Below are 25,196 nucleotides of genomic sequence, written 5' to 3'. Positions count from 1 at the left end.
TTAAAAAGTATAAAAGGCTGAATGATCAGCCCTTTATATTATAGATTAAATTGTGAACTTTAAAGATTAAAGCGCAGCAATCTGCTCCATATTCGCTTTAACTTTCTCTAACTGAGCAGCAAATTCAGCAAGCTTGGCTTTTTCACCTTCAACAACTGCTGCTGGTGCTTTAGATACAAAGCCTTCATTTGCAAGTTTGCCTGCAATTTGGTCGTGTTGCTTTTGGATTTTATCCAAGTCTTTTTGCAAACGAGCAAGCTCAGCTTTAGGGTCAATTAAGCCTTTCATTGGTACAAATACCGATGCATGGCTTACAACGCTAGAGCAAGACAAAGGTGGTTCTTGGTCTTTATTCAAGAATTCAATGCTTTCAACTTTAGCCAATGCTTTGAACAATGCTTCAATACGAATAATTTGTTCACGTTCAGCGTCAGAAGTGTTTTGAAGTAGCACTGGCAATAAGCGCGCATTACCTAAGCCCAACTCACCACGAATGTTACGTACCGCACCAATTAAACCTTGAAGCCATTGCATGTCTGCTTCAGCTTGTTCATTGATTTTTGCTTGCTCAGGAATAGGGTATTGAGCAGTCATAATCGTTGGGCCACCTTGACCAAGCATTGGTGCAAGTGTTTGCCAGATTTCTTCTGTCAAATATGGCATTAACGGATGAGCCAAACGCAATGAAGCTTCCATCACTGCAAGCAATACACGGCGTACTTCAGCTTTACGCTCTTCTGCAACTTCTGCATCGTTCAGAACTGGTTTTGTTAACTCAACATACCAGTCACAGTATTCATTCCAGATAAAGTCATAAATCGCTTGAGCAGCAAGGTCTAAACGGTAAGTTGCAAACGCTTGGTGTACAGCAGCTTCTGCTTTTTGCAGACGGCTCATAATCCATTGTTCTGGAAGTTCCCAAAGATCAGGGCGCGCTTCTTGACCAACAGTTTGACCTTCAACATTCATCAGAACGAAACGAGTCGCGTTCCAGATTTTGTTACAGAAGTTACGATAGCCTTCAACACGTTTTAAGTCGAACTTGATGTCACGACCAGTGTTTGCAAGTGCACAGAACGTGAAACGAACTGCGTCAGTACCATACGCATTAATACCTTCTGGGAACTCTTTGCGCGTTGATTTTTCAATCTTCGCTGCATCTTTCGGGTTCATTAGGCCAGTAGTACGTTTTGCAACTAAGCTTTCTAAATCAATACCGTCAATCAAGTCTAATGGGTCAAGTACGTTACCTTTAGACTTCGACATTTTTTGACCTTCACCATCACGTACTAAGCCGTGAACGTAAACAGTCTTAAATGGAACCTGAGATGAACCATCTTCATTTTTCATGAAGTGTAGGGTCATCATGATCATACGGGCAACCCAGAAGAAAATGATGTCAAAACCAGTCACCAATACATCTGTTGGGTGGAAAGTTTTTAAGAAATCATTTACTTCATCTTGCTTCGCATCGCCAGTCCAACCTAACGTTGAGAATGTCCAAAGCGCAGAAGAGAACCATGTATCAAGAACGTCTTCGTCTTGTTTAAGTTCAACGTCAGCAGCGATGTTGTTTTTCTCACGAACTTCTTGTTCATTACGACCAACATAGATGTTGCCATTCGCATCGTACCAAGCTGGAATACGGTGACCCCACCAAAGCTGACGTGAAATACACCAGTCTTGAATGTCACGCATCCACGCCATGTACATGTTGCTGTACTGCTCTGGAACAAACTTAATACGGCCATCTTGAACTGCTTCAATTGCAGGCTCAGCAAGTGGAGCAATTTTTACGTACCATTGGTCAGTCAATAATGGCTCAATGATCACGCCTGAACGGTCGCCACGTGGCGCTTTTAAGTCATACGGTTGGATTTGATCTAACCAGCCTTCAGCTTCAGCTTCAGCAACTAATTTTTTACGTGCTGCGAAACGTTCTAAACCAGCATATTCCGCAGGTGCAGTAATGGTTTTAGAAATTTGTTCACCAGCTTTGGCAATATATTCAAACTCACCTAAAACTTCGGCATTTTTGTTGAAGATATTAATGATTGGTAAGCTATTGCGTTTACCTAGGTCATAGTCGTTAAAGTCATGAGCAGGCGTGATTTTTACACAGCCAGTACCAAAGTCTTTTTCAACGTAGTCGTCTGCAACGATTGGAATTAAACGACCAGTAATTGGCAATACAATGTTTTTACCAACAAGGTGTGCATAACGCTCATCTTCAGGATGAACAGCAACAGCAGTATCACCCAGTAAAGTTTCAGGACGAGTCGTTGCAACGACTAAATAGTCTTTGCCATCTTGAGTTTTAACTGATTTGTCTTCAAAGAAATATTTAAAGTGCCAAAGCGAGCCTTTTTCTTCTTTGCTTTCAACTTCAAGGTCAGAAAGAGCAGTTTGAAGTTTAGGGTCCCAGTTTACAAGGCGCTTACCGCGGTAAATTAAACCATCTTCGTGCAAACGAACGAATACTTCTTTAACTGCGTTTGATAAACCTTCGTCCATCGTGAAGCGTTCACGTGACCAGTCTACAGATGAACCTAAGCGACGAATTTGTTTAGTAATCGTGCCGCCAGATTGTTCTTTCCATTCCCAAACTTTTTCGATGAACTTATCACGGCCCAAGTCATGACGAGTCACACCTTGTAAGCCAAGTTGACGCTCAACAACCATTTGAGTTGCAATACCCGCATGGTCAGTACCTGGTTGCCACAAGGTGTTTTTACCCATCATACGGTTATAACGGGTGAGGGCATCCATAATGGCATTGTTAAAGCCATGGCCCATGTGCAAACTACCAGTGACGTTTGGTGGCGGAATCATGATACAGAATGATTCACCGTGACCAGAAGGTTTGAAGTAACCTTGTTCTTCCCACGTTTGGTACCACTTCTTTTCGATCTCGGTTGGATCGTATGTGGTCGCAATATTTTGAGCGGTTTGAGCGTCAGTCATAGTAGCTTAGATCGAATATGCATAAAAAATTGCACCTATTGTAGCAAAAAAATGCCTCGAAATTAATGTGCTGAAAACAGATAAACGGTTTTGTATTTTTTTCAAAAAACGGTAGATTTATGAAAGATGGATCACAATTTAATCGTGTAGACACACGGCACAAAAATTACAAAAGAATTGAAAAAGGATGTTGCTCATGAGTTATGAAGTTTTTTTGAAAATTTCCGATTCAACTTATACCCAATTCGAGACCATTCGGCAGAAACTGCATGATGGGGTAAGCCAAAGTCAGGCAAAACCTTTAGGGGATGTATTGTCTGACCTTTCTTGTGAAATTATTGAGCAGGTTTTTTCTGTACTTTTACAGTCAGGGAATACAACCATGTCCCCAAAACAGCAAGCTGAGTCTGAAAAAGTGGTTCAGCAAGTTTTAGAGACTTTTCGAAAATACATGCCTTGGTCAGTTTCATTCTTTGGAAATGAACGTCTTTTACCTTTAGTTGACTACATGACATCTCTGATGAAAGAACAGGGGCAGCAAGTTTATATTACCTATCCAGTTACCCTCCAACTCGTGCAACAAGCTGAAACTCTTACGCAGCAAATTCGTGATGGGAATATGCAGAGTGTTGCAGCTGCTTTTGATACCCTCATTCAAATTGTAGATTTAGGCGTAACAAGCCTAGTACGTGAACCTAAAAAGCGTTTAAAATTTAATTTAGTTGTCGATAAAACCCTGAATGGGGTGATCAACATGACGACGCATTTAGGCTATAAACGTTTGGAAAAGTTAGGTACACAGGTCGATCAGACCACAGCAACTCATTATATCAACCACTTTTTGGCCTTCATGCATCAAGCAGCATAATTTAAAAAGATAATAGGAACATAAAGCATGGCCAAACTTGATACTTTGCAAAATAAAGTGGTATGGATTACGGGAGCATCTTCTGGTTTAGGTAAGGCCTTGGCAGGAGAGTTGGCCTTGCAAGGTGCAGAGGTGATTTTGACCTCGCGTCGTTTTGAAGAATTAGAAGCAGTTCGGGTTGGTTTGTTAAACCCAGACCATCATTTGTCTGTGGTTGCAGATATTACTGATGAAAAACAAGTTGACGAGGCTTATAAGCAGATTTTAAAAGCGAAAGGGCGAATTGACTGGCTTATTAATAATGCAGGTTTAAGCCAACGTGCTTTAATTGAAGATACGACGATGGCAACTGAACGGGCCATTATGGAAGTCGACTATTTCTCACAAGTGGCATTAACCAAAACTGTGCTTCCGACCATGCTAAAACAAAAGTCTGGTCGAGTTGTATTTGTGTCGAGTGTGGCAGGTTTATTAGGAACGCAGTACCGTGCAAGCTACTCGGCTGCTAAAGCTGCAATTCATATGTGGGCAAATAGTTTACGTGCCGAGGTCTCAGATCAAGGCGTTGAAGTTTCAGTTATTTTCCCAGGATTTGTAAAAACTAACGTCTCTTTTAATGCGTTAAATGGTGCTGGGCAACCTCAAGGTCATCAAGATGAAGCAATTGAAAATGGTTTAGAGGCAGATGTATTTGCAGAGCAATCTGTAAAAGCATTAATGCAAGGCCAAGAATATATTGTTGTTGGTGGAGCAAAAGAAAAACTAGGGGTTATGGTTTCTCGGATGTCACCAAAACTTCTTTATAAAATGATTCGGAAAACAAAAGTAAAATAAGGCCTATTTATTTGTCGTCACCTATATAAAAAAACTAAGCCAATGATTCACAAATAAGTAGTTATTGGTTTAGTTTTTTCAAATTATTAAAATCAATTCATTAAAAAGTGACTTGATAAAACTATTCATTATTTGCACAATCATTCAGTTGACCTGTCACTATAACGTCCTAATACAAAGATCTGGCGTAAGCCACAGTCATCGCCTAGAAACTTATTTACAAATCAAAAAAATAGATGAAATGGAAGTTTCACTTTACCAATAAAGGCACGGAGCATTCTACATGAAACAACAATTTTCACTGTTGGCAAAGGAACGAACCATTGCCCACTCAGGTTATAACCGCTGGCTACTACCTCCTGCTGCGTTAGCGATTCATCTCAGTATCGGTATGGCATATGGATTTTCCGTATTCTGGCTACCGCTATCTAAAGCATTGGGAATTGATGCTCCAATAGAATGTGCAAAAGATATGAGCCTGCTTGCACAACTATTCACTACGACCTGTGACTGGAGTGTGTCTACATTAAGTATCATGTACACCCTGTTTTTTGTGTTTTTAGGTTCTTCCGCATTCTTGTTTGGTGGTTGGCTTGAGCATGCAGGACCGCGTAAGGCAGGGGTAGTGGCTGCATTTTGTTGGGCAGGAGGACTTATATTATCTGCGCTGGGTGTTTATACACATCAGTTATGGTTGATGTGGTTGGGTGGTGGCGTTGGTGGTATTGGGCTTGGGCTGGGTTATATTTCGCCCGTCTCGACTCTCATCAAGTGGTTTCCAGATCGCCGCGGTTTGGCAACAGGCCTTGCGATTATGGGGTTTGGTGGCGGTGCCATGATTGGTGCACCACTCGCAGATAAATTGATGAAGTTCTTTGCAACTGCCGATTCGGTGGGCGTGTGGCAAACCTTTTTGGTATTGGCCGGTGTTTATTTTATTTTCATGATTGGTGGCGCTTTTGGCTATCGCATTCCACCATCAAACTGGAAACCAAATGGTTGGGAACCTACGACTGCTAAATCTAAGGGGTTAGTTACTAATCGTCATGTACATTTGAATAAGGCTTGGAAAACTAAGCAATTCTGGCTGATTTGGGGCGTGTTGTGTTTAAACGTTTCTGCAGGTATTGGCATTCTGGCTATGGCATCACCTCTGTTGCAGGAAGTGTTTGGTGGACGTTTAATTGGTTTAGAAGTGGGGATCAATGAACTAACAGCAGACCAGAAAATGCAGATTGCAACCTTTGCAGCCGGTTTCACAGGGTTACTGTCGCTATTTAATATTGGTGGACGTTTCTTTTGGGCATCAGCATCGGATTTCATTGGTCGTAAGAATACTTATTTTATTTTTCTGGCATTGGGCTTTTTATTATATGTTTCCGTTCCGCAATTGGCTCATGCAGAAAATTTACCGTTATTTGTTTTAGCCTTCTGTGTCATTCTGTCCATGTATGGCGGTGGTTTTTCTACTGTACCTGCTTATCTGGCAGACATTTTCGGTACGCAAATGGTTGGCGCAATTCATGGGCGCTTGCTCACAGCATGGTCTGTCGCAGGTGTGTTGGGAACGTTGTTGATCACCAATATTCGTGATTATCAGTTGGCCCATGGGGTAGCTCAGGCGCAATCTTATGACATTACCATGTACATTCTGGCAGGCATGTTGGCAATTGGCTTTGTGCTCAATTTGCTGATTAAACCCGTAGATGATGATAAATATATGACTGATGCTGAACTAGCCGCAGAAAAAGCGTTGGCGCATGAAAAACTACCACAAAGTGTAGGCATGGCGAATGATACAGCCTATGCACCATCTAGCATGGTCATGGTTATACTGGCATGGGCGGTAGTTGGTATTCCTTTGTTGACGGGCATCTGGTTTACTTTACAAAAGGCTGTTGTCTTGTTTCATTAAATAAGCCTTACATTATGAAAAGGCTGTCTCACGAACACATGAGACAGCCTTTTTATTAATCATCTGCTATTTATTTTTTGACCGCTGTACCATAAGCAAAAACTTCGACCATTCCACCTTGCATGCCAAGTTCGGTTGTACTCAGCCGAACTCCCATAATATGGTTAGCTCCTGCAGTATGTGCTTGTTGTTTTAAACGGACAATCGCTTCACGGCGAGCACGCTCAACCACACTTTCATAACTGGTGAGGCGACCACCCAAAACATTCTTAATGGATGCCAATACATATTTAAAGTAGTCATGAGAAATCACGACATTACTACTAATGAAATGGCCAAGCTGATCACTCGTCGCAAAGCGGTTGGTATCAATTCTGATATGGGCCAGTCGTTGCTCTTTTTCTAGAAGTTCTTTCAAATGTTTTCGTTCAATATGGCGCCCAAAACCCCAACCAATACTGAAAAGAATTAGAAAAATAACAAGCTGAAAAATAAGATTTTCCATTTTCTACCTATGCACTAAATGGATCTGGTAGATGGGGTGCTTGAGGTTGCACAACCACAGCGGTGCCATAGACAAATAGTTCGGAAGCACCTTGAGCAATATTTGAAGTTGAAAAACGAATGCCGACAATTGCATTCGCACCAAGTTGCTGGGCTTTGGCAATCATACGATTCATGGCTTCTTGGCGGGATTCTTCTAATAATTCGGTATAACCTGTAAGTTCACCACCCACAATATTTTTTAAACTCGCCATCAAGTCACGGCCAACATGCTTACTACGGACTGTACTTCCATAAACAACATCAAGCTGTTTTAAAATCTGGTGGCCCGGAACACTTTCTAAATTACTCAGTAACATTATTTTTTATCAATCTAAATCTCTTAAGGTTTCAAGATAAGAAATATTCACATGAGATGCAATAAAAAAGCCCACCGAAGTGAGCTTTTATAGATAAGTTATTTAAAACTTATTGCTTTTTAAGTTCAGCACTTGATGGTTGATTAACCACTGTATCTGAAGAGTTTGCTTTTAAACCGCCACCTAGAGTTTTATATAACTCGATTTGGTTGTTTAAGTTAGCTTGTTGAAGCAACAATAAACCTTGTTCTGCTGAATAAGATGAACGCTGTGCATCAAGAACAGTTAAGTAACTATCAATACCAGCACGGAAGCGGGCATTTGATAATGTGTAGTTGCGGTTAGTTGCTTCTACTAGACGTTGTTGAGCTGTTAAACGTTCACCAATATTGGCACGAGTGGCAAGCGCATCATTAACTTCGCGGAATGCAGACTGAACTGATTTTTCATAATCAGACAATGCGATTTTCTGATCGGTTTCAGAAATTTTTACATTCGCACGACGTGTGCCCCAGTCAAAGATTGGTAAGTCTAGGCTTGGCCCAATTGACCATGCAAAACCACCAGACTTAAATAAATCACTTAAGTCAGTCGATGCGTAACCTGCAGAACCCGTTAAGCTAATTGTTGGGAATAAACGTGCTTTTGCAGCACCAATATTCGCACCAGCAGCGCTTAAGTTATATTCGGCAGCTTTTATATCTGGACGATTGTTAAGCAAGTCGCTTGGTAAACCAGCTGTATATACATTCTGTTGAGTAATGCGTTTAACAGGTTGGTTTGGCAACAAATTTTGCGGAATTGATTGACCTGCTAACAAGTTCAACAAGTTTTGTGCTTGAGCCATCTGAGTTTTGTAGTTCGCTACATCGTTACGCGCAGTTTCTACAGAAATCTGTGCCTGACGTAGTGGAACTTCACTGTCGATACCCACATCAAAACGTTTTTTGTTGAGGTTGTAAGAGTCTTGCTGTGCTTTAAGCGTTTGCTCTGCAAGCTTTAGATTCGCCGATGCAAAAGAATAGTTCAACCATGCTTGAGCAACCTGACTAATCAGACTGATTTGTGTCGAATCACGTGCACTTTGCGTTGAAAGATAACTATCTAATGCAGCATCTTTCAAGCTACGAACGCGGCCCCAAAAATCAAGCTCATAGGCAGTTACACCCAAACCCACCTGATAGGTAGAGTAGGGGTTATTCGGATCACGGCTTTGAGAAACCTGACGAATTGCACTGCCACTTGCTCCGATGGTTGGAAGCTGGTTGTTTTGAGTAATTCGATATTGCTGTTGAGCACGTTCAATATTGAGCGTTGCTGTACGTAAGTCACGGTTGTTGGCAAGAGCCAAATCAATCACTTCGAGCAAACGAGGGTCAGAAAAGAACTGTTTATAACCCTGTTCTGCAATAGACGTACCAGAAGCACTGTTATATCCATAGCTTTGTGGTATATCGGTTTTCACGACTGGTTCTGGGCCGCGCATGCTTTGACAAGCTGCCAAAGCAAGCGCAAGTGCAGATACCGCAATGCTACGACCTGAAATAGACCATACTTTTTGCATCACGATTTATGCTCCTGAGTGTTTATGGTTTTTGGTTTGTACTTAAAGATACTACGAATCCACACATAGAATACAGGGATAAAGAAGATACCTAAGAACGTTGCACTGAGTACGCCACCGAGTACACCGAAGCCGACTGAGTGCTGACTTCCTGCACCAGCACCTGTTGAAAGGGCAAGTGGAAGTACACCAAAACCGAAGGCAAGGGTGGTCATAATAATTGGACGTAAACGCATTTTTGAAGCATGTAAAGTTGCATCAAGTAGGTCTTCGCCTTTTTCCTGCAACTCTTTTGCGAACTCAACAATCAAGATCGCATTTTTTGCAGAAAGACCAATTACCGCGATCATCGCTACCTGGAAGTAAATGTTATTTGAGAGATTTGGATCTCCTTTAATAATCATACCTAAGTAAGTCAATACGATTGCACCAATAATACCGAGTGGTACTACAAGTAAAACCGAGAACGGAATAGACCAGCTTTCATATAATGCAGCTAAGCAAAGGAAAACGATTAATAACGAAAGAGCATAAAGGAATGGAGCTTGAGCACCAGACTCACGTTCTTCAAGTGATAAACCTGTCCATTCATAGTCGAAACCTTGTAAGCCCATAGATGGTAACTTAGCAATAATTTCTTCCATGGCTTTCATGGAATCACCAGAACTTACGCCAGGTGCAGGTGTACCTTGAATGTTAACCGATGACACGCCGTTATAACGTTCAAGACGAGGAGAACCATATGTCCATTCGCCTGTAGCAAATGCAGAGAACGGTACCATTTCGCCTTTACTATTACGTACATACCACTTGTTTAAGTCTTCAGGCATCATACGGCTACCCGAATCACCTTGAACATAAACTTTTTTCACACGACCGCGGTCAACGAAGTCGTTAATGTATGAGCCACCCCATGCAATACGCATAGTGTTGTTAATGTCAGCAATGCTAACGCCCATAGCACCAGCTTGAGCCTGATCTACATTAATTTGATACTGAGGTGTATCTTCTTGACCATTAGGACGTACCCCTACAAGACGCTTATCTTGTGAAGCCAAACCTAAAATTGTGTTACGTGCGGCAATCAGTTTCTCATGGCCTTGACCACTTGAATCTTTAAGCTGCAAGTTAAAACCAGCAGTTACACCTAGTTCAGGCATTGCTGGAAGCTGTAATGGCATGATGTAAGATGCGTCTTTGACGATCATGTTTAATGCCATACCGCGCTGAATTAACGCACCAATTTGAGATTCTGGTGAAGTACGTTCACTCCAGTCTTTCAATTTAACGAAGCCAATACCAGCATTTTGACCAACACCCGTGAATGAGAAACCTGAAACGGTGAAAATAGATTCCACTGTATCTTTTTCATTCATGAAGAAGTTTGTCATGGTATCAACAACTTTATTCGTACGATCAAGCGTTGCATTCGGTGGTAATTGTACAAGTGTCATGACCACGCCCTGATCCTCTTCTGGTAAGAATGAAGATGGGAGTTTTTGGAACAAGAACACCAATAGGCCAATCACTAAAGCGTAAAGTACGCCAGAGAAGATTTTGCCTTTAAGCATGCGGCTAACACCATTTTGGTAGCTATGCGACATGCGGTCAAAACCGTTGTTAAATCCTCTGAAGAAACGAGCAAAAATATTATTGCTTGGTTCTTTGTTAGGATCATGCTGTTTTAAAATTGTTGCACAAAGTGCTGGCGTGAAGGTTAACGCCACAATTAACGATAAGACCATTGCTGTTACAAGGGTAATCGAGAATTGGCGGTAAATTACACCAGTCGTACCACCAAAGAATGCCATTGGTACGAATACCGCTGTCAATACGCTTGTAATACCAATTAATGCACCAGAAATCTGTTCCATTGATCGTGAAGTCGCCGTGACCGGATCGGTATGTTCTTCACTCATCACACGTTCAACGTTTTCCACTACAACAATGGCGTCATCGACCAGAAGACCAATTGCCAATACCATAGCGAACATGGTTAAGGTGTTAATTGAGAAACCAAAGATATTGATGACAGCAAATGTACCTAATACAACAACAGGTACAGCAAGTGTTGGAATAATCGTTGCACGCCAGTTCTGCAAGAACAAGAACATGACAATGAATACTAAAATTACCGCTTCAATTAATGTGTGTACAACACTTTCAATTGAAAGACGAATAAATGGAGTAGTGTCATAAGCCAGTTTATCTGCAAGGCCTGCTGGATAGTTCTTACGTAATTCGGTTAAACGATGTTCAACAGCATCAGCGGTATCAAGTGCGTTGGCACCAGTTGCAATTTTAATTGCAAGACCACCAGCAGGTTTACCATTAAACTTCGAATCGAATTGATAGTTATCAGAACCTAACTCAACACGAGCAACATCTTTTAAACGAACCTCAGCACCTGATGCTGTGTTCTTTAAGAAGATATTTTTAAATTGCTCAGGTGTTTGCAACAAGCTTTGTGCATTCACTGTCGCGTTAAGCACTTGACCTTGTACCGCTGGCGCTCCGCCTAACTGACCTACAGCAACTTGTGAGTTTTGCGCTTGTAAAGCAGTCGCAATATCACTTGGTGTTAACTGGTAATTAGTCAATTTTGCAGGGTCGAGCCAGATACGCATAGCGTATGAACCACCAAAAACTTGTACCTCACCAACACCAGCAACACGGCTAAGCGGTTCTTTAATTGACGAGTTTACGTAGTCTTTAATGTCTGAGTCTGAAAGGCTGTTATCTGGTGAATAGAATGCAATAACTTGCAAGAAGCTTGCACCAGATTTGGTAACTGTCACACCTTGACGTTGAACATCTTCAGGTAAAAGAGCAGTTGCAGATTGCAGTTTGTTTTGAACCTGAACCTGTGCAATATCTGGATCAATACCTTGTTCAAAGTTTAATTGAATAGAGGCCTGACCGTTACCCGCACTGTTAGATGAAATATAACGTAAACCATCTAGACCATTCATTTGTTGTTCAATGATCTGGGTTACGGTGTTTTCAACAGTTTCAGCCGATGCACCAGGGTAAGTTGCAGCAATTGTAACTGTCGGTGGTGCAATCGTCGGATACTGTGCAATAGGCATTTTTGTGAGCGTGAGAATACCCGCTAACATAATGACTAGTGCAATCACCCACGCAAAAATGGGGCGATGAATAAAAAATTGTGCCATTCAATCTACCCCTTATGCATTAGATGCTTTCTGTTCTGCTTGAGGTTTACCTGATTGAGCCGGTTTTGTCGCATTTGGAGCTGCACCTTGAGGGGTTGCTGGTTGAGCTTGGTAAGGTTTTGCTGACACTTCTTGCCCTTCTTTAACTTTGGCAACACCATCAACAATCACTTTATCACCAGCTTTGAGACCATTGGTCACAATCCAGTTTTGTCCTTGAACACCAGAAGTTTCAACAGGACGACTCTCAACAGCACCTTTTGCATTAACAGTCATCGCCATGGCTTGACCTGTCGGTAAACGGGTAATTGCAGCTTGAGGAATCAGATAAGCATTTGGAACTACACCCTGAACAATCTGTGCAGTTGTGTACATGCCTGGAAGTAACAGATGATTCGGGTTCGAGAATACGGCACGTAAAGTAATCGTTCCTGTATCCTGATTTACAGAAGCATCAGAGAAAGCAAGTTGTCCTTCGATTGGATAGGTTGAACCATCTTCGAGCTTCAATTTTACTTTCGTGTTGTTACTATTGTCTAAACTACCTTTACTCAATTGTTGACGTAAACGTAATAACTCGGCGCTAGACTGGTTAATGTCAACATAGATTGGATCTAACTGTTGAATCGTCACTAAAGGATCAGTTTGGTTTGCAGTGACTAAAGCACCAGCTGTTACAGAAGAACGTCCAGACTGACCAGAAATTGGTGAGCGAATTGTAGAGTAACCTAGATCTACGTTTGCATTTGTTACTTGAGCTTTCGCTGCAGCAACTTGTGCTTCTGCAACGTTAACTTGACCAAGTAAGTCGTCATACTCTTGTCTAGATACAGCGTTACTCGAAACAAGTTGCTTATAACGGTTTAACTTAGTACGTAGGGAAGCTAGATTTGCCTGTTGTTGTAAAAGTGCTGCTTTTGCATTTTCGAGCGTTGCATGGTTAGTTCGAGAGTCAAGTTGATAAAGAGCCTGACCTTCACGAACATAACTTCCTTCAGCAAACAAGCGTTTTAAAATTACGCCACTTGTTTGAGGGCGGACTTCAGAAATTTGATATGCTGAAGTACGACCAGAAAGTTCAACGCTTTGTTCAACACTTTGTGGTTGAGCAACAATAACACCTACTTCAGCAGGCGGCATTTTCTGAGCAGCAGCAGCTTGCTGTTTCTCATCGGAGCCTTTGCCACAACCAACAAGTGCGATACTTGTTGCTAATGCGCAAGCAGTAAGGGCAGGAGCCCAAAGCTTAGCCGACATCATTGTTCCACCTCGTTAGATAAAATCTAAAAATATATTTGTTTTTTACTTAACCTACTTTGTGTTTGTAATAACCAGAGCCAAAGCAGTGCAATCCAAATAAAACCTATGCCCCAACCGGCGAGTACATCTGTTGGAAAATGAACTCCAGCATATATTCTTGAAAGCCCCATACAGATAAACCAAAGACAGGAGATCAAAATGATATAAGGAGAGTTAGTGTTGGGCTTATGGCATAACATTATCATTGCCAGACAGGCCAGTGTTGATGCATAAACACTGTGTGCACTTGGGAACGATGCACCGTAACTTTCGACAATATGATATACCTGTGGGGGTCTTGGGCGGTCAACACACCACTTGAGCAGCCAACCCATGGTGATACTGCCAATAACTCCCACGCTAATGAAAATAACAGTAATATATTTTTTATACCATGCCTGATATATACATACCAGAAAGGATAAAAAACATACAAAAGGCATACCACCTATTCGCGCTAGAAAGATCGTAATAGAGTTAAGATAATCTAATCGGTGTTCACTCAATATTTGAACGCTCAGGAGATCCATAGATTGAAGTCTTGGTACAAAAAGACCAAGCACACCTAATCCGAAAAAAATACAACCAATAAAAAGCAACATATAGGGCATGTATATACCTTTGCTTATTCAAGCAGTGTCCACTACTGAAAGCCGTTAAAAGTGTACTTGCCAGTACACTTTTTTTCAAGCCTGATAGATCATCGTAAATTCATTTTGAAAAATTTTTAACATTTGGAAAAACAATAACAACAAAATTGACGGAATTCACATTTTGTGTACAAAGCAAAATTCTTAGTGCTCTGCCTTTTTTCCACTATTTGTTGTCGTATTTTCTTCAACTTCTAGAGGTTGTTTTGGTGGCCAGAAAAAATCGCTGGGGCGAGTCAGAAAATGGGTCATTACCAGTTTAGCTAAAGGTTTCCATTGTTCGAAGCGAACTCGACGTGCCCGTAGTGCCACAATAATGGTTAAGGTGAAACTAACGAATAAGTTAGTGAGACCAATACATAACACGCCTAAAAAGGATACGATAATCAGTCCGATATCTGGGCTGCCGTTAATTGTCATTAAACCTTGAATAAAGTTAGCCGAGGCAAAGGCAATATGGCGAATATCCAAAGGTAAACCTAGAATAAAACCTATGGTGCCCATACTTCCTAACATAATCCCGAATAAGAAGTTACCGGCTAAAGCTCCTAAGTTGCGCTCAATATATTCAGCAAAACGGTTGAGGCGATCTTGCCCTAACCAGTTTGCTAAACGGCGATGTGCTCTAAGGCGTGGACCGACTTTTCGGTAAACAGCCATATTGTCGAAGTATCCTGCAATAAGGCCTGACAAAAATAAGCAAACTCCAGCTATGGCTGCATGTGGAACTGCCAAAGAGGTGAAGGGATTTAGGCTGTGCAACAAATAAGTTGCTTTAGTATGAGTTAATAAAGGCTCATCAAGATAGAACTGCCAAGCAAAAGTAATGAGCGCGGCAGTAGGAATCGCAATTGAAATATTGCCTAAAATAGCAATAAATTGTGTTCGAATAATATTAATAATAAGCGCTGCTAACTCTGCAATTTGAGCTGTTTTAGAGCCTTTGCGCTGTTGTACCGTTGCAGCAAGAGCCGCCGCCGTCATTGCGGGTTGTTTGGTTGCAACTGTGAAATGCAGAACATGAATCAGAATGAACCCTAGAGAATAATTCATACTGAAAGTAAAGGCTTGCATGAGCGGGGCCATGGTCATTCTTGCTGCAAGAATTTTTAAAGATGCCATACAGGCAATAATGACACCTGCTCCAGCGGCAGCTTTATACATGCCCCAGAAACCTTTTGTATCGGTACTTACATAATGTTCGCCTGTTCGGCTAGCATTTTCAGTTACTTGAAAGGCAATGAGTTCACTTGTCGTACTTAATAAAGAGCGAACACTTTTTTCACTGTAGTGCGCCTTGGTTAAATCGGAAATAAGATGTCCTAAAGAGACATATTTCCCTTTACTGTTATCTACAACCAAATAAAGCAGTAATTCAATTCGGTCGAGGCACTGCTCAAGTAACGACAATAAATAAGTCAAACTTAAGCTGACACCAATTCTTTTGGTGGCACGGCGAATCTTTAAAACCACATCCCGACATTGTTCCAGCATAACAAATGCTTGTGATGCATCCGGAGGAGAAATAACTGCAATTTCATGTTCAGAAAGTTCTTGTTTTTTGTACTTTTCAATAAACTCAATAATTTCACGGTTCTGAACTAAAAATGGTGACTCATATTCAGTTAATTCCGGTTGAGCATTAATAAATTCAGGGTAAAGGCCAATTCCACTAATTCGATAGGTTAAGACGGTAATTGCTTTAATCATTTCACTTTGAATGACAAGCTTTTCATCTACATTACTTTGGCTTTGTCCAATAAGACTGAATAAATTTGCCCAATCTTCATCATCAATATTATTGAGCCAGATTTTGTCACTTTCTAAATAAAAAATTCGACCAATTAATATTTTGAGTTGGCTTGCATCTTCGATTAACGGTAAAAAATGTGCTCCGAGTCTTTGCCCGAGTTGGTTCCAGAAACCATCTAAAGATAAAATTCCGCTATCGGCATATAAGCTGACTTGTTTATAGCGATTAATTAGACGTAATAAAAAAGTTTGTAGTAGGAAGGGGGCTGTAGGTGTGCGTAATAGGCTCTCAATTAAAGCCTGTATTTTTTGCTTTATCTCATCCGTATCATGAGGATCGGATGGACGAATGGCATTGACTAATTCAATGATTGGATTTTCGTCAATGACAGCTTGAGTATCCTCAAGCTGTTTCTGTATTTTTAAAAAATGATCTGAAAAATTTATATGCATAGGCAAAATAATATCTATTGTATTCGATGTAACGCAAGCTGAGTTAAGTTAATCAAAGCCTGACGATATGGTGTATCGGGTAGGTTTGATAAAGCTTGCAGTGCTGCTTCTGTTTCTTCTTGGGCACGTTGGTGACAATAATCTAAAGCACCAGACTTCTGTACAATTTCTATAACTTGAGATAATTGGTCCACTCCACCAGTTGCGATACTGCGACGAATAATCGCATGCTCATCACCTGTTGAGTGTGCTAATGCAGAAATTAACGGTAAAGTTGGCTTACCTTCCATTAAATCATCACCAATATTTTTACCTAATGTTTCAGCATCTGAAGTGTAGTCTAAAATATCATCAATAATTTGGAATGCATTACCAAAATGGCCAGCAAATAATCTCAAAGGTTCACGATACGCTTCTTGTCCTGCCAAAATAGCAGCACCTTCTGTAGCCAGTTCAAACAGACGAGAAGTTTTACCGTGAATAATTTTTAAATAAGTTTCTTCTGTTGTATCTGGTTGATGTTGCGATTGAAGTTGTAATACTTCACCTTCCGCAATTTCACATGTACCTGTTGAAAAGTCTTTCAATAAAGTCATGTTGTTTAAATCGACCAGTAAATCGAAAGCACGTGCAATGAGGAAGTCACCGACTAATACTGCTGTCTGATTGTTCCATGTCGCATTTGCTGTAGGTCGACCACGACGAAGCCCAGATTCATCTACCACATCATCATGGACTAATGTCGCGGTATGCAACATTTCAATGATTGCAGCCAGACGCTGTGCGTTTGCCATGTTATCTAGGCCACATGCGCGAGCAGCGAGTAAGCACATGATTGGGCGCATACGTTTTCCGCCAGCTTCAACAACATGTTTGCTGACAGACATGACTAAACCGACTTTTGAGCTAATTCCTTCATTAATCAAGTGATCCATCGCAGCAAAGTCTGAGGCAACAGGCGCAAGAATGTCTTGCTTGAAATCGATGACCATATGAAGAAAAACCCCGTATTGGTAGATAAGTGGCGTTAGTGTATCAAGTAAAGGTGTGTTGCACAGGTTAACAAGTGGCTGATATTAATCATTTCTATTGTCTTTATGCGTTCTTTGTTCTTTATTTGAGCAAAACATGATATTTCCGGCAAAACAATAAATTTAATGACATCAGCATTAATACAACTTGTTCTTGTCGCAATTTGTGTCTGGAACTGTATTTTAATTTTCATTCAGAATCAATGAAAACTGCTAAATTCCAATCTAAGCTGTTTGTTGATTTTGTAAAAATAGGGCAATAGACTTTACTGATAAATAGAAAATACTTGTCGTTTGATCAAATTTCACTTAAAATCTGTCGCCTTATATAACCCCAGTGGCGAGCGTTTTAAGATCGATATATCCCTTATCGGCACGTCGACACGGGCTAATTGGAGTACATTATGTACGCAGTAATCCAAAGCGGTGGTAAACAGCACCGTGTAGTTGAGGGTGAAACCCTTAAAGTTGAATTATTGAAAGCTGAATCTGGTGCGACTATTACATTTGATGATGTATTAATGGTTGTAAACGGTGACAGCATTCAAATCGGTGCTCCAGTTGTAGCTGGCGCTAAAGTAACTGCAGAAGTGGTTGGTCATGGTCGTCACGACAAAATCCGCATTATCAAAATGCGTCGTCGTAAACACTACCGTAAACAACAAGGTCACCGTCAATGGTTCACTGAGTTGAAAATTACTGGTATTTCAGGCTAATCACGAGGAGTAAGAGACATGGCAACTAAAAAAGCCGGTGGATCGACGAAGAACGGTCGTGATTCAAACCCAAAAATGTTAGGTGTTAAAGTTTACGGCGGTCAAGCTGTAACTGCTGGTAACATCATCGTTCGTCAACGTGGTACTGAGTTCCACGCTGGTGCAAATGTTGGTATGGGCCGTGACCATACTTTATTTGCTACTGCTGACGGCGTAGTAAAATTCGAAGTGAAAGGTCAATTTGGCCGTCGCTACGTAAAAGTTGAAACTGTTTAAGTTTTAGCTTCAAAAAAAGCCCACATTTTGTGGGCTTTTTTTATGGAATCTAATCTGGTTTATCTTCATCATGATGAATGAAATTCTACAAACAACATGAATAACATAACAAAATATCTTATTTTCTCAATGATTAGCACAGAGTTTGTCGGTTAATATGAGTCTTGAATTAAGAGCTTGCTAATTTTTTATAACTTTGAAAGATGGCAAGTTGTCTTACAGCAACTAAAAAGGTGATGACATGAATATGCTTCGTAAAACTATGTGTGCTATTACACTCAGCGCGTCAGTGCTTGCTCCTGTAATGAGTACTACAGTGTTTGCTGCGCCTGTAGCAGCACCGGAGCAACAGGCAATTGGGAACCTGGTTAATCAGTTATCAGGATTACAGCGTTTAACTGCCGATTTTGAACAAACAACGAAAGCCAATACAAAAACTGTGGCACAGAAAAAGAGTTTAAGTGCACAGCATATGAACCAGACATTCAAAGGCTCAATGAAAGTTGAACGCCCTGGGAAATTTTATTGGGAAACGGTGAGTCCGTCTAAACAAACGATTGTAACGAGTGGGAAAACAGTTTGGATTTATGACCCCGATTTACAACAAGCCGTACGTCAAAGCTTAGATGATCAGGTTGCAGATACGCCAGCATTATTGTTATCTGGTAATACCAATCAAATCATGAAGTCTTATCGTGTAACACAGCCGGATAAATCTAAATTATATTTCACGTTATTTCCGAAAAAAGAAGATGGTGCTTTCCAAAGCTTAACGATTAGTTTTGGAGCAAATAAAGCGCCTACGCTTATGGTGTTACAAGATTCACTAGGTCAAACTACCTATGTTCGTTTCAAAAATGTGAAAGTAAATGCTTCAATTCCAGCATCTGTCTTTAACTTTACGCCACCAAAAGGCACAGATGTTATTGACCAATAATTAATCCTTCTCAAAAAGCTACCTTTTACGGTAGCTTTTTTTATATTAGAGAGATAGATACATTTTTTAACCCCGTCTTATTCTTACGCTTTGTATAGTGATAGAGGTAAATTCATGGGGATTAATATGCAACTTTACGATAAAAAAATTATTTGTATTCTTCCATTAATGGCTGCAATGGCAATTGTGAGTGGTTGCCAACCCAAGTCGGCAGCTAAAGAGGAGCAAGCCGCTTCGACTGCAAAAGTTAAAGAAACAAAAGAGGCCGAAATTCCTGTAATTCAGGCAAAAGTAATCCCAGTAAAATTGCCGAAATCAAAAGTTTGTTTAGAAGATGGTTGTACTGAGTATGACTTTCAGACAGTACAAACCAATCAAAAGTGGATTAATGATTACTTTACTAATCGTATAAAGAAAGCAGATCCGAATGCTTTTGCAAATTTAGCTGATCAGCCAGTCGATGTACCTGAAGGTGAGCCTCGTTCGAGTCAAAGTGCAATTTATGTCCGTTATTTAGGGCAAAATTATAACCTTGCAACTTTTGCATTCCAGACCTATTCATATTCTGCTGGTGCAGCACATGGCATGTCTCATCAAGAATTCGTGAATTTTGATTTATTAAATAAAAAGCACATTACTGTTGCCGAACTCATTCAGCCAGATGTTGAAAAACAGTTAGTTGATGCGCTTTTTGATGCGAATACCAATTGGCTTCAAGAGCACAATATCAGCCGTGAAAAACTGCAATTAAGTGATAATTTCTACTATGGCGCTAATGGTATTGTTTTTGTCTATCCAGTCTATGAATTAGCTTCTTATGCAGAAGGGATGGCTGAATTAGCATTGCCATATTCTGAAGCAGCTAAGTTCATTAAACCTGAGTATTTGCCAAGTGTGCCAAACTATAACTTGTAAAATAAGTGATCTATTCTAACAATTGTGTGAAAGCTATTCGTTATGAAGATGATCACTATATTTTTTAGTGTGAAGGCCTTACACTATAGCCAGTTTTTTACCCATATTATGATTGATTATGATCGACCCTAAGTTACTCAGAAATAATATTGAAGCCGTTAATGCGGCTTTGGCAAAACGTGGTGTTCAATTAGATGTTCAAGAATGGGCTTCTTTAGAAACTCGCCGTAAAGACTTGCAATCAAAAACTGAAAAATTGCAGGCAGAACGTAATGCCGGTGCAAAACAAGTGGGTCAGATTAAAAAATCCGGTGGCGATGCTTCTGAAATCATGGCGCGTATGCAAGCCATTGGTGATGAAATCAAAGCTGCTGAAGTTGCTTTGTCAGAACTACAAAACGAGATTGAGCAAAAAGCGCTTAGCATCCCTAACTTACCAGATGAATCTGTTCCTGCTGGTAAAAATGAAGATGATAACGTTGAAATCTCAAAATGGGGCACGCCTCGTCAGTTTGATTTTGAAATCAAAGATCATACTGATTTAGGTGAGTGGATGGGCGGTTTAGAGTTCGAAACAGCTACTAAATTGACTGGTTCACGTTTTAGCGTATTGAAAGGTTCTTTAGCGCGCTTACAACGTGCGTTAACGCAATTCATGCTTGATACCCATACGTTAAAAAATGGTTATACAGAAGCTTATGTGCCTTATTTGGTAAATGCTGATTCACTACGTGGTACGGGTCAGTTACCAAAATTTGAAGAAGATTTATTTAAACTTCAAGGCGAAAAAGAATATTACCTCATCCCTACGGCAGAAGTTCCTGTTACTAACTTCGTTCGTGATGAGATTATTGATACCGAGCGCTTGCCACTAAAATACGCTGCACATACGCCTTGTTTCCGTAGTGAAGCAGGTTCTTATGGTCGTGATACGCGTGGCTTGATTCGTCAGCACCAGTTTGACAAGGTTGAAATGGTGCAAATCGTTAAACCTGAAACCTCTATGCAAGCACTTGAAGAACTCACTGCACATGCTGAGGGCATTTTACAGGCACTTGGTTTGCCATACCGCAAAATTTTGCTCTGTGGTGGTGATATGGGTTTCGGTGCGACTAAAACTTACGACTTAGAAGTTTGGGTTCCAAGTCAAAATACTTACCGTGAAATCTCAAGCTGCTCTAATATGGGTGATTTTCAGGCACGCCGCATGAAAGCACGCTACAGAATGGATCAAAAGAAGATCGAATTGGTGCATACTTTAAATGGTTCTGGTCTTGCGGTTGGACGTACTTTGCTTGCTGTAATGGAAAATTACCAACGTGAAGACGGTTCTATCGAGGTTCCAGAAGTATTACGCCCATATATGGGTGGTTTAACATTTATTGATTAAGCTTTGCATCTAAATTGTGCACGGTTTTTGCTTAAACATAATCAGATGATTAATGTAGAGGTTTAAGGTGGATATTTTTCCAATCTCTTTAAAGTTGCAAGAGCAACGTTGTCTGATTGTGGGTGGTGGGCATATTGCGTTGCGCAAAGCAAACTTATTAGCAAAAGCAGGAGCAGTAATTGATATTATTGCTCCTGCGATTGAAGAGCAGCTTTTACAGTTAGTCAAAACGACAGACGGACAGTATTTTGCCGAGTCCTTTGTCGAAAAAATATTAAATACGCCTTATCGCTTAGTGATTGCTGCGACTAATGATGCGCAAGTGAATAAAGCCGTTTTTGAACAATGTGAAGCGCGTAATTTGCTGGTTAATAGTGTAGATGATATTCCACACTGCCGTTTTATGGTTCCAGCGATTATTGACCGTTCTCCGTTGATCATTTCTGTTGCCTCAAATGGCGCATCCCCAGTCTTATCTAGACAACTTCGTACTCAAATAGAAACAATAGTTCCTCATGGTATGGGGAAACTCGCTGAGTTTTCAGGTCAATGGCGTAAGCAGGTAAAAGAAAAGATTACAAACCCCGATGAACGTCGAATCTTTTGGGAAAACTTATATGCCAGTCCATTAAAAGAACAAGTTTTTAATGACAATCTGGACGTGGCAAATGATTTAATTCAGCAAGCCTTAACAGAATGGACTGCACCCAAAGGTGAGGTTTACTTGGTAGGTGCTGGGCCGGGTGACCCTGAGCTACTGACATTAAAAGCATTACGTCTTATGCAACAAGCAGATGTTGTGATTTATGATCGTTTGGTCTCTGAACCCATCTTAGAACTTTGTCGCCGTGATGCGACTAAGATTTATGTCGGTAAAGCCCGTTCAAATCACTCGGTTCCACAAGACGGTATTAATGCTTTACTGGTTGAATATGCTCAACAGGGAAAACGTGTTTGTCGTTTGAAAGGTGGTGATCCGTTTATCTTTGGGCGTGGTGGTGAAGAGATTCAAGAGCTGGTTGAAGCAAATGTCACTTTCCAAGTAGTACCAGGTATTACGGCAGCCTCAGGCTGTTCCGCTTATGCGGGTATTCCACTAACACATCGTGACTATGCACAAAGTGTCCGTTTCTTAACTGGGCATTTAAAGGAAGGTTCACCTGAACTCCCTTGGAATGAACTGGTTTATGAAAATCAAACTTTGGTTTTATATATGGGATTGGTTGGATTAGAGCGCATTTGTGAGCAACTTATTGCTCATGGTCAACGTGCTGATATGCCAGTGGCTTTAATCTCTAAAGGAACTACACCAGAACAGAAAGTTATCGTTGGCACATTAGCCGATATTGCGACTAAAGTGTCTGAACATCATATCGTAGCGCCGACTTTAACCATTATTGGTGAAGTAGTGAGTTTACGTGAACAGTTAAAATGGCAATAAGTTCATCTGAATTTATTGTTTGTTATTAAAGTCGAGAAAATTTGTGATTCATGTTGTCCTATACGAGCCTGAAATTCCTGCCAATACAGGCAATATCATTCGTTTATGTGCTAATACGGGCGCACAGTTGCATTTAGTCAAACCCTTGGGTTTCGAGCTAGATGATAAAAAGCTCAAGCGTGCAGGATTGGACTATCATGAATGGGCGCGTATGCAGATTTGGGACAATATTGAACTATGTCTTGCAGACTTAAAAGCTAAAGGTGTTGAGCATGTTTTCCCCCTCACTACTAAAGGTTCTGCAACCCCGCATACAGTTGATTTAAATCGACCTGTGGCTTTATTGATGGGGCCGGAAACGCGTGGTTTGCCCGAGCATGTTCGCTTAATGTTTCCGCAAGAACAATGGATTCGATTGCCGATGGCTGAAAATTCAAGAAGCTTAAATTTGTCTAATGCCACAGCCGTCATTGTTTATGAAGCATGGCGTCAGCAAGGTTTTAAAAACTTAGGATAAATAACTAAGTTTTAAATAAAAATAAGGCCACTATTGTGGCCTTATTTGTTATTAGATGGTTTATTTAGGGAAAACGACACCACTTGCTAAATCATAGTTAGTTGGTGAGTTGGTATAGACCGATCCAAGTCGAACAGCAAAGAACCATCCTAATTTACCTTGATCTTGAATACGGTTTTCAACGAGATATGGCTCATCTAATTCAGATACTGCATCTTCAATAAATACTTTATATTCAACAGGTCCTGTATTTTCACTGTCACGTTCAAATAGATAACCATCAACATTAAAGAAGCCAAGATTGTTATTTGCATCAACAAGTCTATAACCTTCTGCAGCTTGCTCTTTAAGGAGTTTTTCAAGTTTTATTGCATCATCTTTGTTAAATGGAATATGTTGTGGAACTTCAAAATAACGATAAGCGTAAGTACCGTTATGCGTACTACTATTTACACATGTTGGTACGTAGAATGTGCCATTTGTTGTACCGTTATTGGTAAATGTCGAGTTTGCGTAGAGTAATTTGCACCCTTGAGCACCCAATTCATTGAAAGCATTTAAGATGCTAGTCCGAGAAGTATTTGTTAAGAATCGGTTAGAGTAAGTATAAGTTGCTGGTTTTTTATCATTTTTCACAAATAAATATTTGTCTGTGTTTGATGCCACTTCTCCAAATGAAAGTTTATATATATAGCCTAAGCTACCTTGTTTGTTTAATTCATTGACCCATAGTAAATAGCGGTTGGCTACTGAAGTGGTTTTTACATCAACCGTTTTATAGGTATATGTGTCCGTGGATTTATTGTTTTTTACATATAAATTTTTATACAGCGCAAAGCTACCGTCAGGGTTATCTAAACTGACTGATGGAGTAAGAAGGGCATAGCCTTGGCGTCCTTGGTCATTAAGTTGATTTAATACATCTGCCCAAGATTCTTTATTATCTCCTAATCTATAACTTGCTGTTGCCAATACTTGGGTCGGCTTTTGCATACTTGCTGGTGGAGTTGTTTTTGTAAAGCATGTATTTATGAGATCAAAGTTTGCTTGCTGTAGATAATTATGTATTGCATTTGGCTGATCTGTAGGTACTAAACAGAATTGATTTGCGTTTTTAAAGCCCAGAATGGCTGGTTGTTTCTGAGTTAGTTTTCCTGCTACTACAAGTTGCCAATCTACCTTGTTATAACTTGAAGTTTGTACAGTTTGCGGTGCTCCAATATTTGAAACCAGACTAAAATCTTCAGCTTGGCGATAACTTGCCACAATGTTACCTGTACAGTTCGCTTCATTCTCATAACGTACAGTTTCACTCGTAAATCGAACACTATTATCAGAAACTTTAATAACATTCATTTTTAGAGCAGAGCCATTAATACAAGCTCCTTTTCCTGCTAACCAACTTCCAACGAAGCGATCTGCTACCGTTGTTGGTGTTGGTGTTGGTGTTGGTGTTGGTGTTGGTGTTGGTGTTGGTGTTGGTGTTGGTGTTGGTGTCGGTGTCGGTGTTGGTGTTGGTGTTGGTGTTGGTGTTGGTGTCGAATCATTATCGTCAGACCCACACCCACTTAATGCTATAAAAATCAAAGCAATGCTGCTTCCTTTTACTATGTTATTCATCACATAAGCCCTTTT

General features: G+C 40.5%; 20 protein-coding genes. 10 read left to right on the top strand and 10 right to left on the bottom strand.

The features are described from left to right. Nucleotides 1-66 precede the first annotated feature (66 nt). Entirely contained in the window at nucleotides 67-2,964 is a 2,898-nt protein-coding gene (locus tag ASF86_RS15025) for a valine--tRNA ligase (protein WP_056483264.1), read from the bottom strand. Between the two features lie 196 nt (nucleotides 2,965-3,160). On the opposite strand from ASF86_RS15025, the gene ASF86_RS15020 reads away from it, so the two are divergent. The 3 genes from ASF86_RS15020 (at nucleotide 3,161) to ASF86_RS15010 (ending at nucleotide 6,581) form a co-directional block, all read left to right on the top strand. Beyond that, nucleotides 3,161-3,832, top strand: a complete 672-nt coding sequence (locus tag ASF86_RS15020; RefSeq protein WP_005036445.1) for a hypothetical protein — start codon at nucleotides 3,161-3,163, stop codon at nucleotides 3,830-3,832. A 27-nt stretch (nucleotides 3,833-3,859) separates the two neighbouring features. Continuing rightward, nucleotides 3,860-4,666, top strand: coding sequence for an SDR family NAD(P)-dependent oxidoreductase (locus tag ASF86_RS15015; RefSeq protein WP_056483262.1), 807 nt, complete (start codon nucleotides 3,860-3,862; stop codon nucleotides 4,664-4,666). Between the two features lie 283 nt (nucleotides 4,667-4,949). Further along, nucleotides 4,950-6,581, top strand: coding sequence for an OFA family MFS transporter (locus ASF86_RS15010; protein ID WP_056483259.1), 1,632 nt, complete (start codon nucleotides 4,950-4,952; stop codon nucleotides 6,579-6,581). Nucleotides 6,582-6,651: 70 nt separating this feature from the next. On the opposite strand, the gene ASF86_RS15005 is transcribed toward ASF86_RS15010, so the two are convergent. The 8 genes from ASF86_RS15005 to sdsA all read right to left on the bottom strand — a co-directional run bounded on the left by ASF86_RS15005 (nucleotide 6,652) and on the right by sdsA (nucleotide 17,330). Then, nucleotides 6,652-7,086, bottom strand: a complete 435-nt coding sequence (locus tag ASF86_RS15005; RefSeq protein WP_005036451.1) for a YbjQ family protein — start codon at nucleotides 7,084-7,086, stop codon at nucleotides 6,652-6,654. 7 nt (nucleotides 7,087-7,093) lie between these two features. Continuing rightward, nucleotides 7,094-7,444: a YbjQ family protein gene (locus ASF86_RS15000; protein WP_003655405.1), complete on the bottom strand. Its 351-nt coding sequence runs from the start codon at nucleotides 7,442-7,444 to the stop codon at nucleotides 7,094-7,096. Between the two features lie 109 nt (nucleotides 7,445-7,553). Beyond that, entirely contained in the window at nucleotides 7,554-9,008 is a 1,455-nt protein-coding gene (adeK, locus tag ASF86_RS14995; protein ID WP_056483256.1) for a multidrug efflux RND transporter outer membrane channel subunit AdeK, read from the bottom strand. Then, on the bottom strand, nucleotides 9,008-12,184 hold the full coding sequence (gene adeJ, locus ASF86_RS14990; RefSeq protein ID WP_056483253.1) for a multidrug efflux RND transporter permease subunit AdeJ: 3,177 nt from the start codon (nucleotides 12,182-12,184) through the stop codon (nucleotides 9,008-9,010). Before adeJ ends, adeK begins: the two co-directional genes overlap by 1 nt. 12 nt (nucleotides 12,185-12,196) lie before the next feature. Continuing rightward, entirely contained in the window at nucleotides 12,197-13,444 is a 1,248-nt protein-coding gene (gene adeI, locus ASF86_RS14985) for a multidrug efflux RND transporter periplasmic adaptor subunit AdeI (RefSeq protein ID WP_056483250.1), read from the bottom strand. Nucleotides 13,445-13,467: 23 nt separating this feature from the next. Then, nucleotides 13,468-14,094: a phosphatase PAP2 family protein gene (locus ASF86_RS14980; protein ID WP_017392551.1), complete on the bottom strand. Its 627-nt coding sequence runs from the start codon at nucleotides 14,092-14,094 to the stop codon at nucleotides 13,468-13,470. Nucleotides 14,095-14,277: 183 nt separating this feature from the next. Then, a complete protein-coding gene (locus tag ASF86_RS14975; RefSeq protein ID WP_017392552.1) occupies nucleotides 14,278-16,338 on the bottom strand; it encodes a site-specific recombinase in 2,061 nt (686 codons plus the stop codon). A gap of 14 nt (nucleotides 16,339-16,352) precedes the next feature. Further along, nucleotides 16,353-17,330: an All-trans-nonaprenyl-diphosphate synthase gene (gene sdsA / locus ASF86_RS14970; RefSeq protein ID WP_003655412.1), complete on the bottom strand. Its 978-nt coding sequence runs from the start codon at nucleotides 17,328-17,330 to the stop codon at nucleotides 16,353-16,355. Between the two features lie 443 nt (nucleotides 17,331-17,773). Between sdsA and rplU the strand changes: the two genes are divergently transcribed. The 7 genes from rplU to ASF86_RS14935 all read left to right on the top strand — a co-directional run bounded on the left by rplU (nucleotide 17,774) and on the right by ASF86_RS14935 (nucleotide 23,561). Then, on the top strand, nucleotides 17,774-18,085 hold the full coding sequence (gene rplU / locus ASF86_RS14965) for a 50S ribosomal protein L21 (RefSeq protein WP_004639133.1): 312 nt from the start codon (nucleotides 17,774-17,776) through the stop codon (nucleotides 18,083-18,085). 18 nt (nucleotides 18,086-18,103) lie between these two features. Continuing rightward, nucleotides 18,104-18,361, top strand: a complete 258-nt coding sequence (rpmA, locus tag ASF86_RS14960; protein WP_002116037.1) for a 50S ribosomal protein L27 — start codon at nucleotides 18,104-18,106, stop codon at nucleotides 18,359-18,361. A gap of 241 nt (nucleotides 18,362-18,602) precedes the next feature. Beyond that, complete coding sequence (lolA, locus tag ASF86_RS14955) at nucleotides 18,603-19,298, top strand: outer membrane lipoprotein chaperone LolA (RefSeq protein ID WP_003655415.1); 696 nt, start codon at nucleotides 18,603-18,605, stop codon at nucleotides 19,296-19,298. Between the two features lie 114 nt (nucleotides 19,299-19,412). Then, on the top strand, nucleotides 19,413-20,213 hold the full coding sequence (locus ASF86_RS14950) for an RsiV family protein (protein ID WP_056483248.1): 801 nt from the start codon (nucleotides 19,413-19,415) through the stop codon (nucleotides 20,211-20,213). Between the two features lie 118 nt (nucleotides 20,214-20,331). Next, entirely contained in the window at nucleotides 20,332-21,603 is a 1,272-nt protein-coding gene (gene serS / locus ASF86_RS14945) for a serine--tRNA ligase (protein WP_017392554.1), read from the top strand. 67 nt (nucleotides 21,604-21,670) lie between these two features. Next, complete coding sequence (gene cysG, locus ASF86_RS14940; protein ID WP_056483244.1) at nucleotides 21,671-23,044, top strand: siroheme synthase CysG; 1,374 nt, start codon at nucleotides 21,671-21,673, stop codon at nucleotides 23,042-23,044. Between the two features lie 43 nt (nucleotides 23,045-23,087). Further along, the gene (locus ASF86_RS14935; protein WP_002116042.1) at nucleotides 23,088-23,561 is read left to right on the top strand and encodes a tRNA (cytidine(34)-2'-O)-methyltransferase; all 474 of its coding nucleotides are present in this window, start codon (nucleotides 23,088-23,090) and stop codon (nucleotides 23,559-23,561) included. Nucleotides 23,562-23,621: 60 nt separating this feature from the next. Here the strand turns inward: ASF86_RS14935 and ASF86_RS14930 are convergent, their stop codons facing one another. Next, on the bottom strand, nucleotides 23,622-25,181 hold the full coding sequence (locus tag ASF86_RS14930) for a PT dipeptide repeat lipoprotein (protein WP_056483241.1): 1,560 nt from the start codon (nucleotides 25,179-25,181) through the stop codon (nucleotides 23,622-23,624). Between the last annotated feature and the right edge of the window lie 15 nt (nucleotides 25,182-25,196).

Source organism: Acinetobacter sp. Leaf130, assembly GCF_001423205.1.
GTDB classification, from domain to species: domain Bacteria; phylum Pseudomonadota; class Gammaproteobacteria; order Pseudomonadales; family Moraxellaceae; genus Acinetobacter; species Acinetobacter calcoaceticus.
This window is presented reverse-complemented; position numbering and strand designations above follow the sequence as displayed.

Coding starts and splice junctions, on each gene's coding strand:
- ASF86_RS15025 (WP_056483264.1), bottom strand. CDS start 2,964: ATGACTGACGCTCAAACCGCTCAAAATATTGCGACCACATACGATCCA.
- ASF86_RS15020 (WP_005036445.1), top strand. CDS start 3,161: ATGAGTTATGAAGTTTTTTTGAAAATTTCCGATTCAACTTATACCCAA.
- ASF86_RS15015 (WP_056483262.1), top strand. CDS start 3,860: ATGGCCAAACTTGATACTTTGCAAAATAAAGTGGTATGGATTACGGGA.
- ASF86_RS15010 (WP_056483259.1), top strand. CDS start 4,950: ATGAAACAACAATTTTCACTGTTGGCAAAGGAACGAACCATTGCCCAC.
- ASF86_RS15005 (WP_005036451.1), bottom strand. CDS start 7,086: ATGGAAAATCTTATTTTTCAGCTTGTTATTTTTCTAATTCTTTTCAGT.
- ASF86_RS15000 (WP_003655405.1), bottom strand. CDS start 7,444: ATGTTACTGAGTAATTTAGAAAGTGTTCCGGGCCACCAGATTTTAAAA.
- adeK (WP_056483256.1), bottom strand. CDS start 9,008: ATGCAAAAAGTATGGTCTATTTCAGGTCGTAGCATTGCGGTATCTGCA.
- adeJ (WP_056483253.1), bottom strand. CDS start 12,184: ATGGCACAATTTTTTATTCATCGCCCCATTTTTGCGTGGGTGATTGCA.
- adeI (WP_056483250.1), bottom strand. CDS start 13,444: ATGATGTCGGCTAAGCTTTGGGCTCCTGCCCTTACTGCTTGCGCATTA.
- ASF86_RS14980 (WP_017392551.1), bottom strand. CDS start 14,094: ATGCCCTATATGTTGCTTTTTATTGGTTGTATTTTTTTCGGATTAGGT.
- ASF86_RS14975 (WP_017392552.1), bottom strand. CDS start 16,338: ATGCATATAAATTTTTCAGATCATTTTTTAAAAATACAGAAACAGCTT.
- sdsA (WP_003655412.1), bottom strand. CDS start 17,330: ATGGTCATCGATTTCAAGCAAGACATTCTTGCGCCTGTTGCCTCAGAC.
- rplU (WP_004639133.1), top strand. CDS start 17,774: ATGTACGCAGTAATCCAAAGCGGTGGTAAACAGCACCGTGTAGTTGAG.
- rpmA (WP_002116037.1), top strand. CDS start 18,104: ATGGCAACTAAAAAAGCCGGTGGATCGACGAAGAACGGTCGTGATTCA.
- lolA (WP_003655415.1), top strand. CDS start 18,603: ATGAATATGCTTCGTAAAACTATGTGTGCTATTACACTCAGCGCGTCA.
- ASF86_RS14950 (WP_056483248.1), top strand. CDS start 19,413: ATGGGGATTAATATGCAACTTTACGATAAAAAAATTATTTGTATTCTT.
- serS (WP_017392554.1), top strand. CDS start 20,332: ATGATCGACCCTAAGTTACTCAGAAATAATATTGAAGCCGTTAATGCG.
- ASF86_RS14930 (WP_056483241.1), bottom strand. CDS start 25,181: ATGAATAACATAGTAAAAGGAAGCAGCATTGCTTTGATTTTTATAGCA.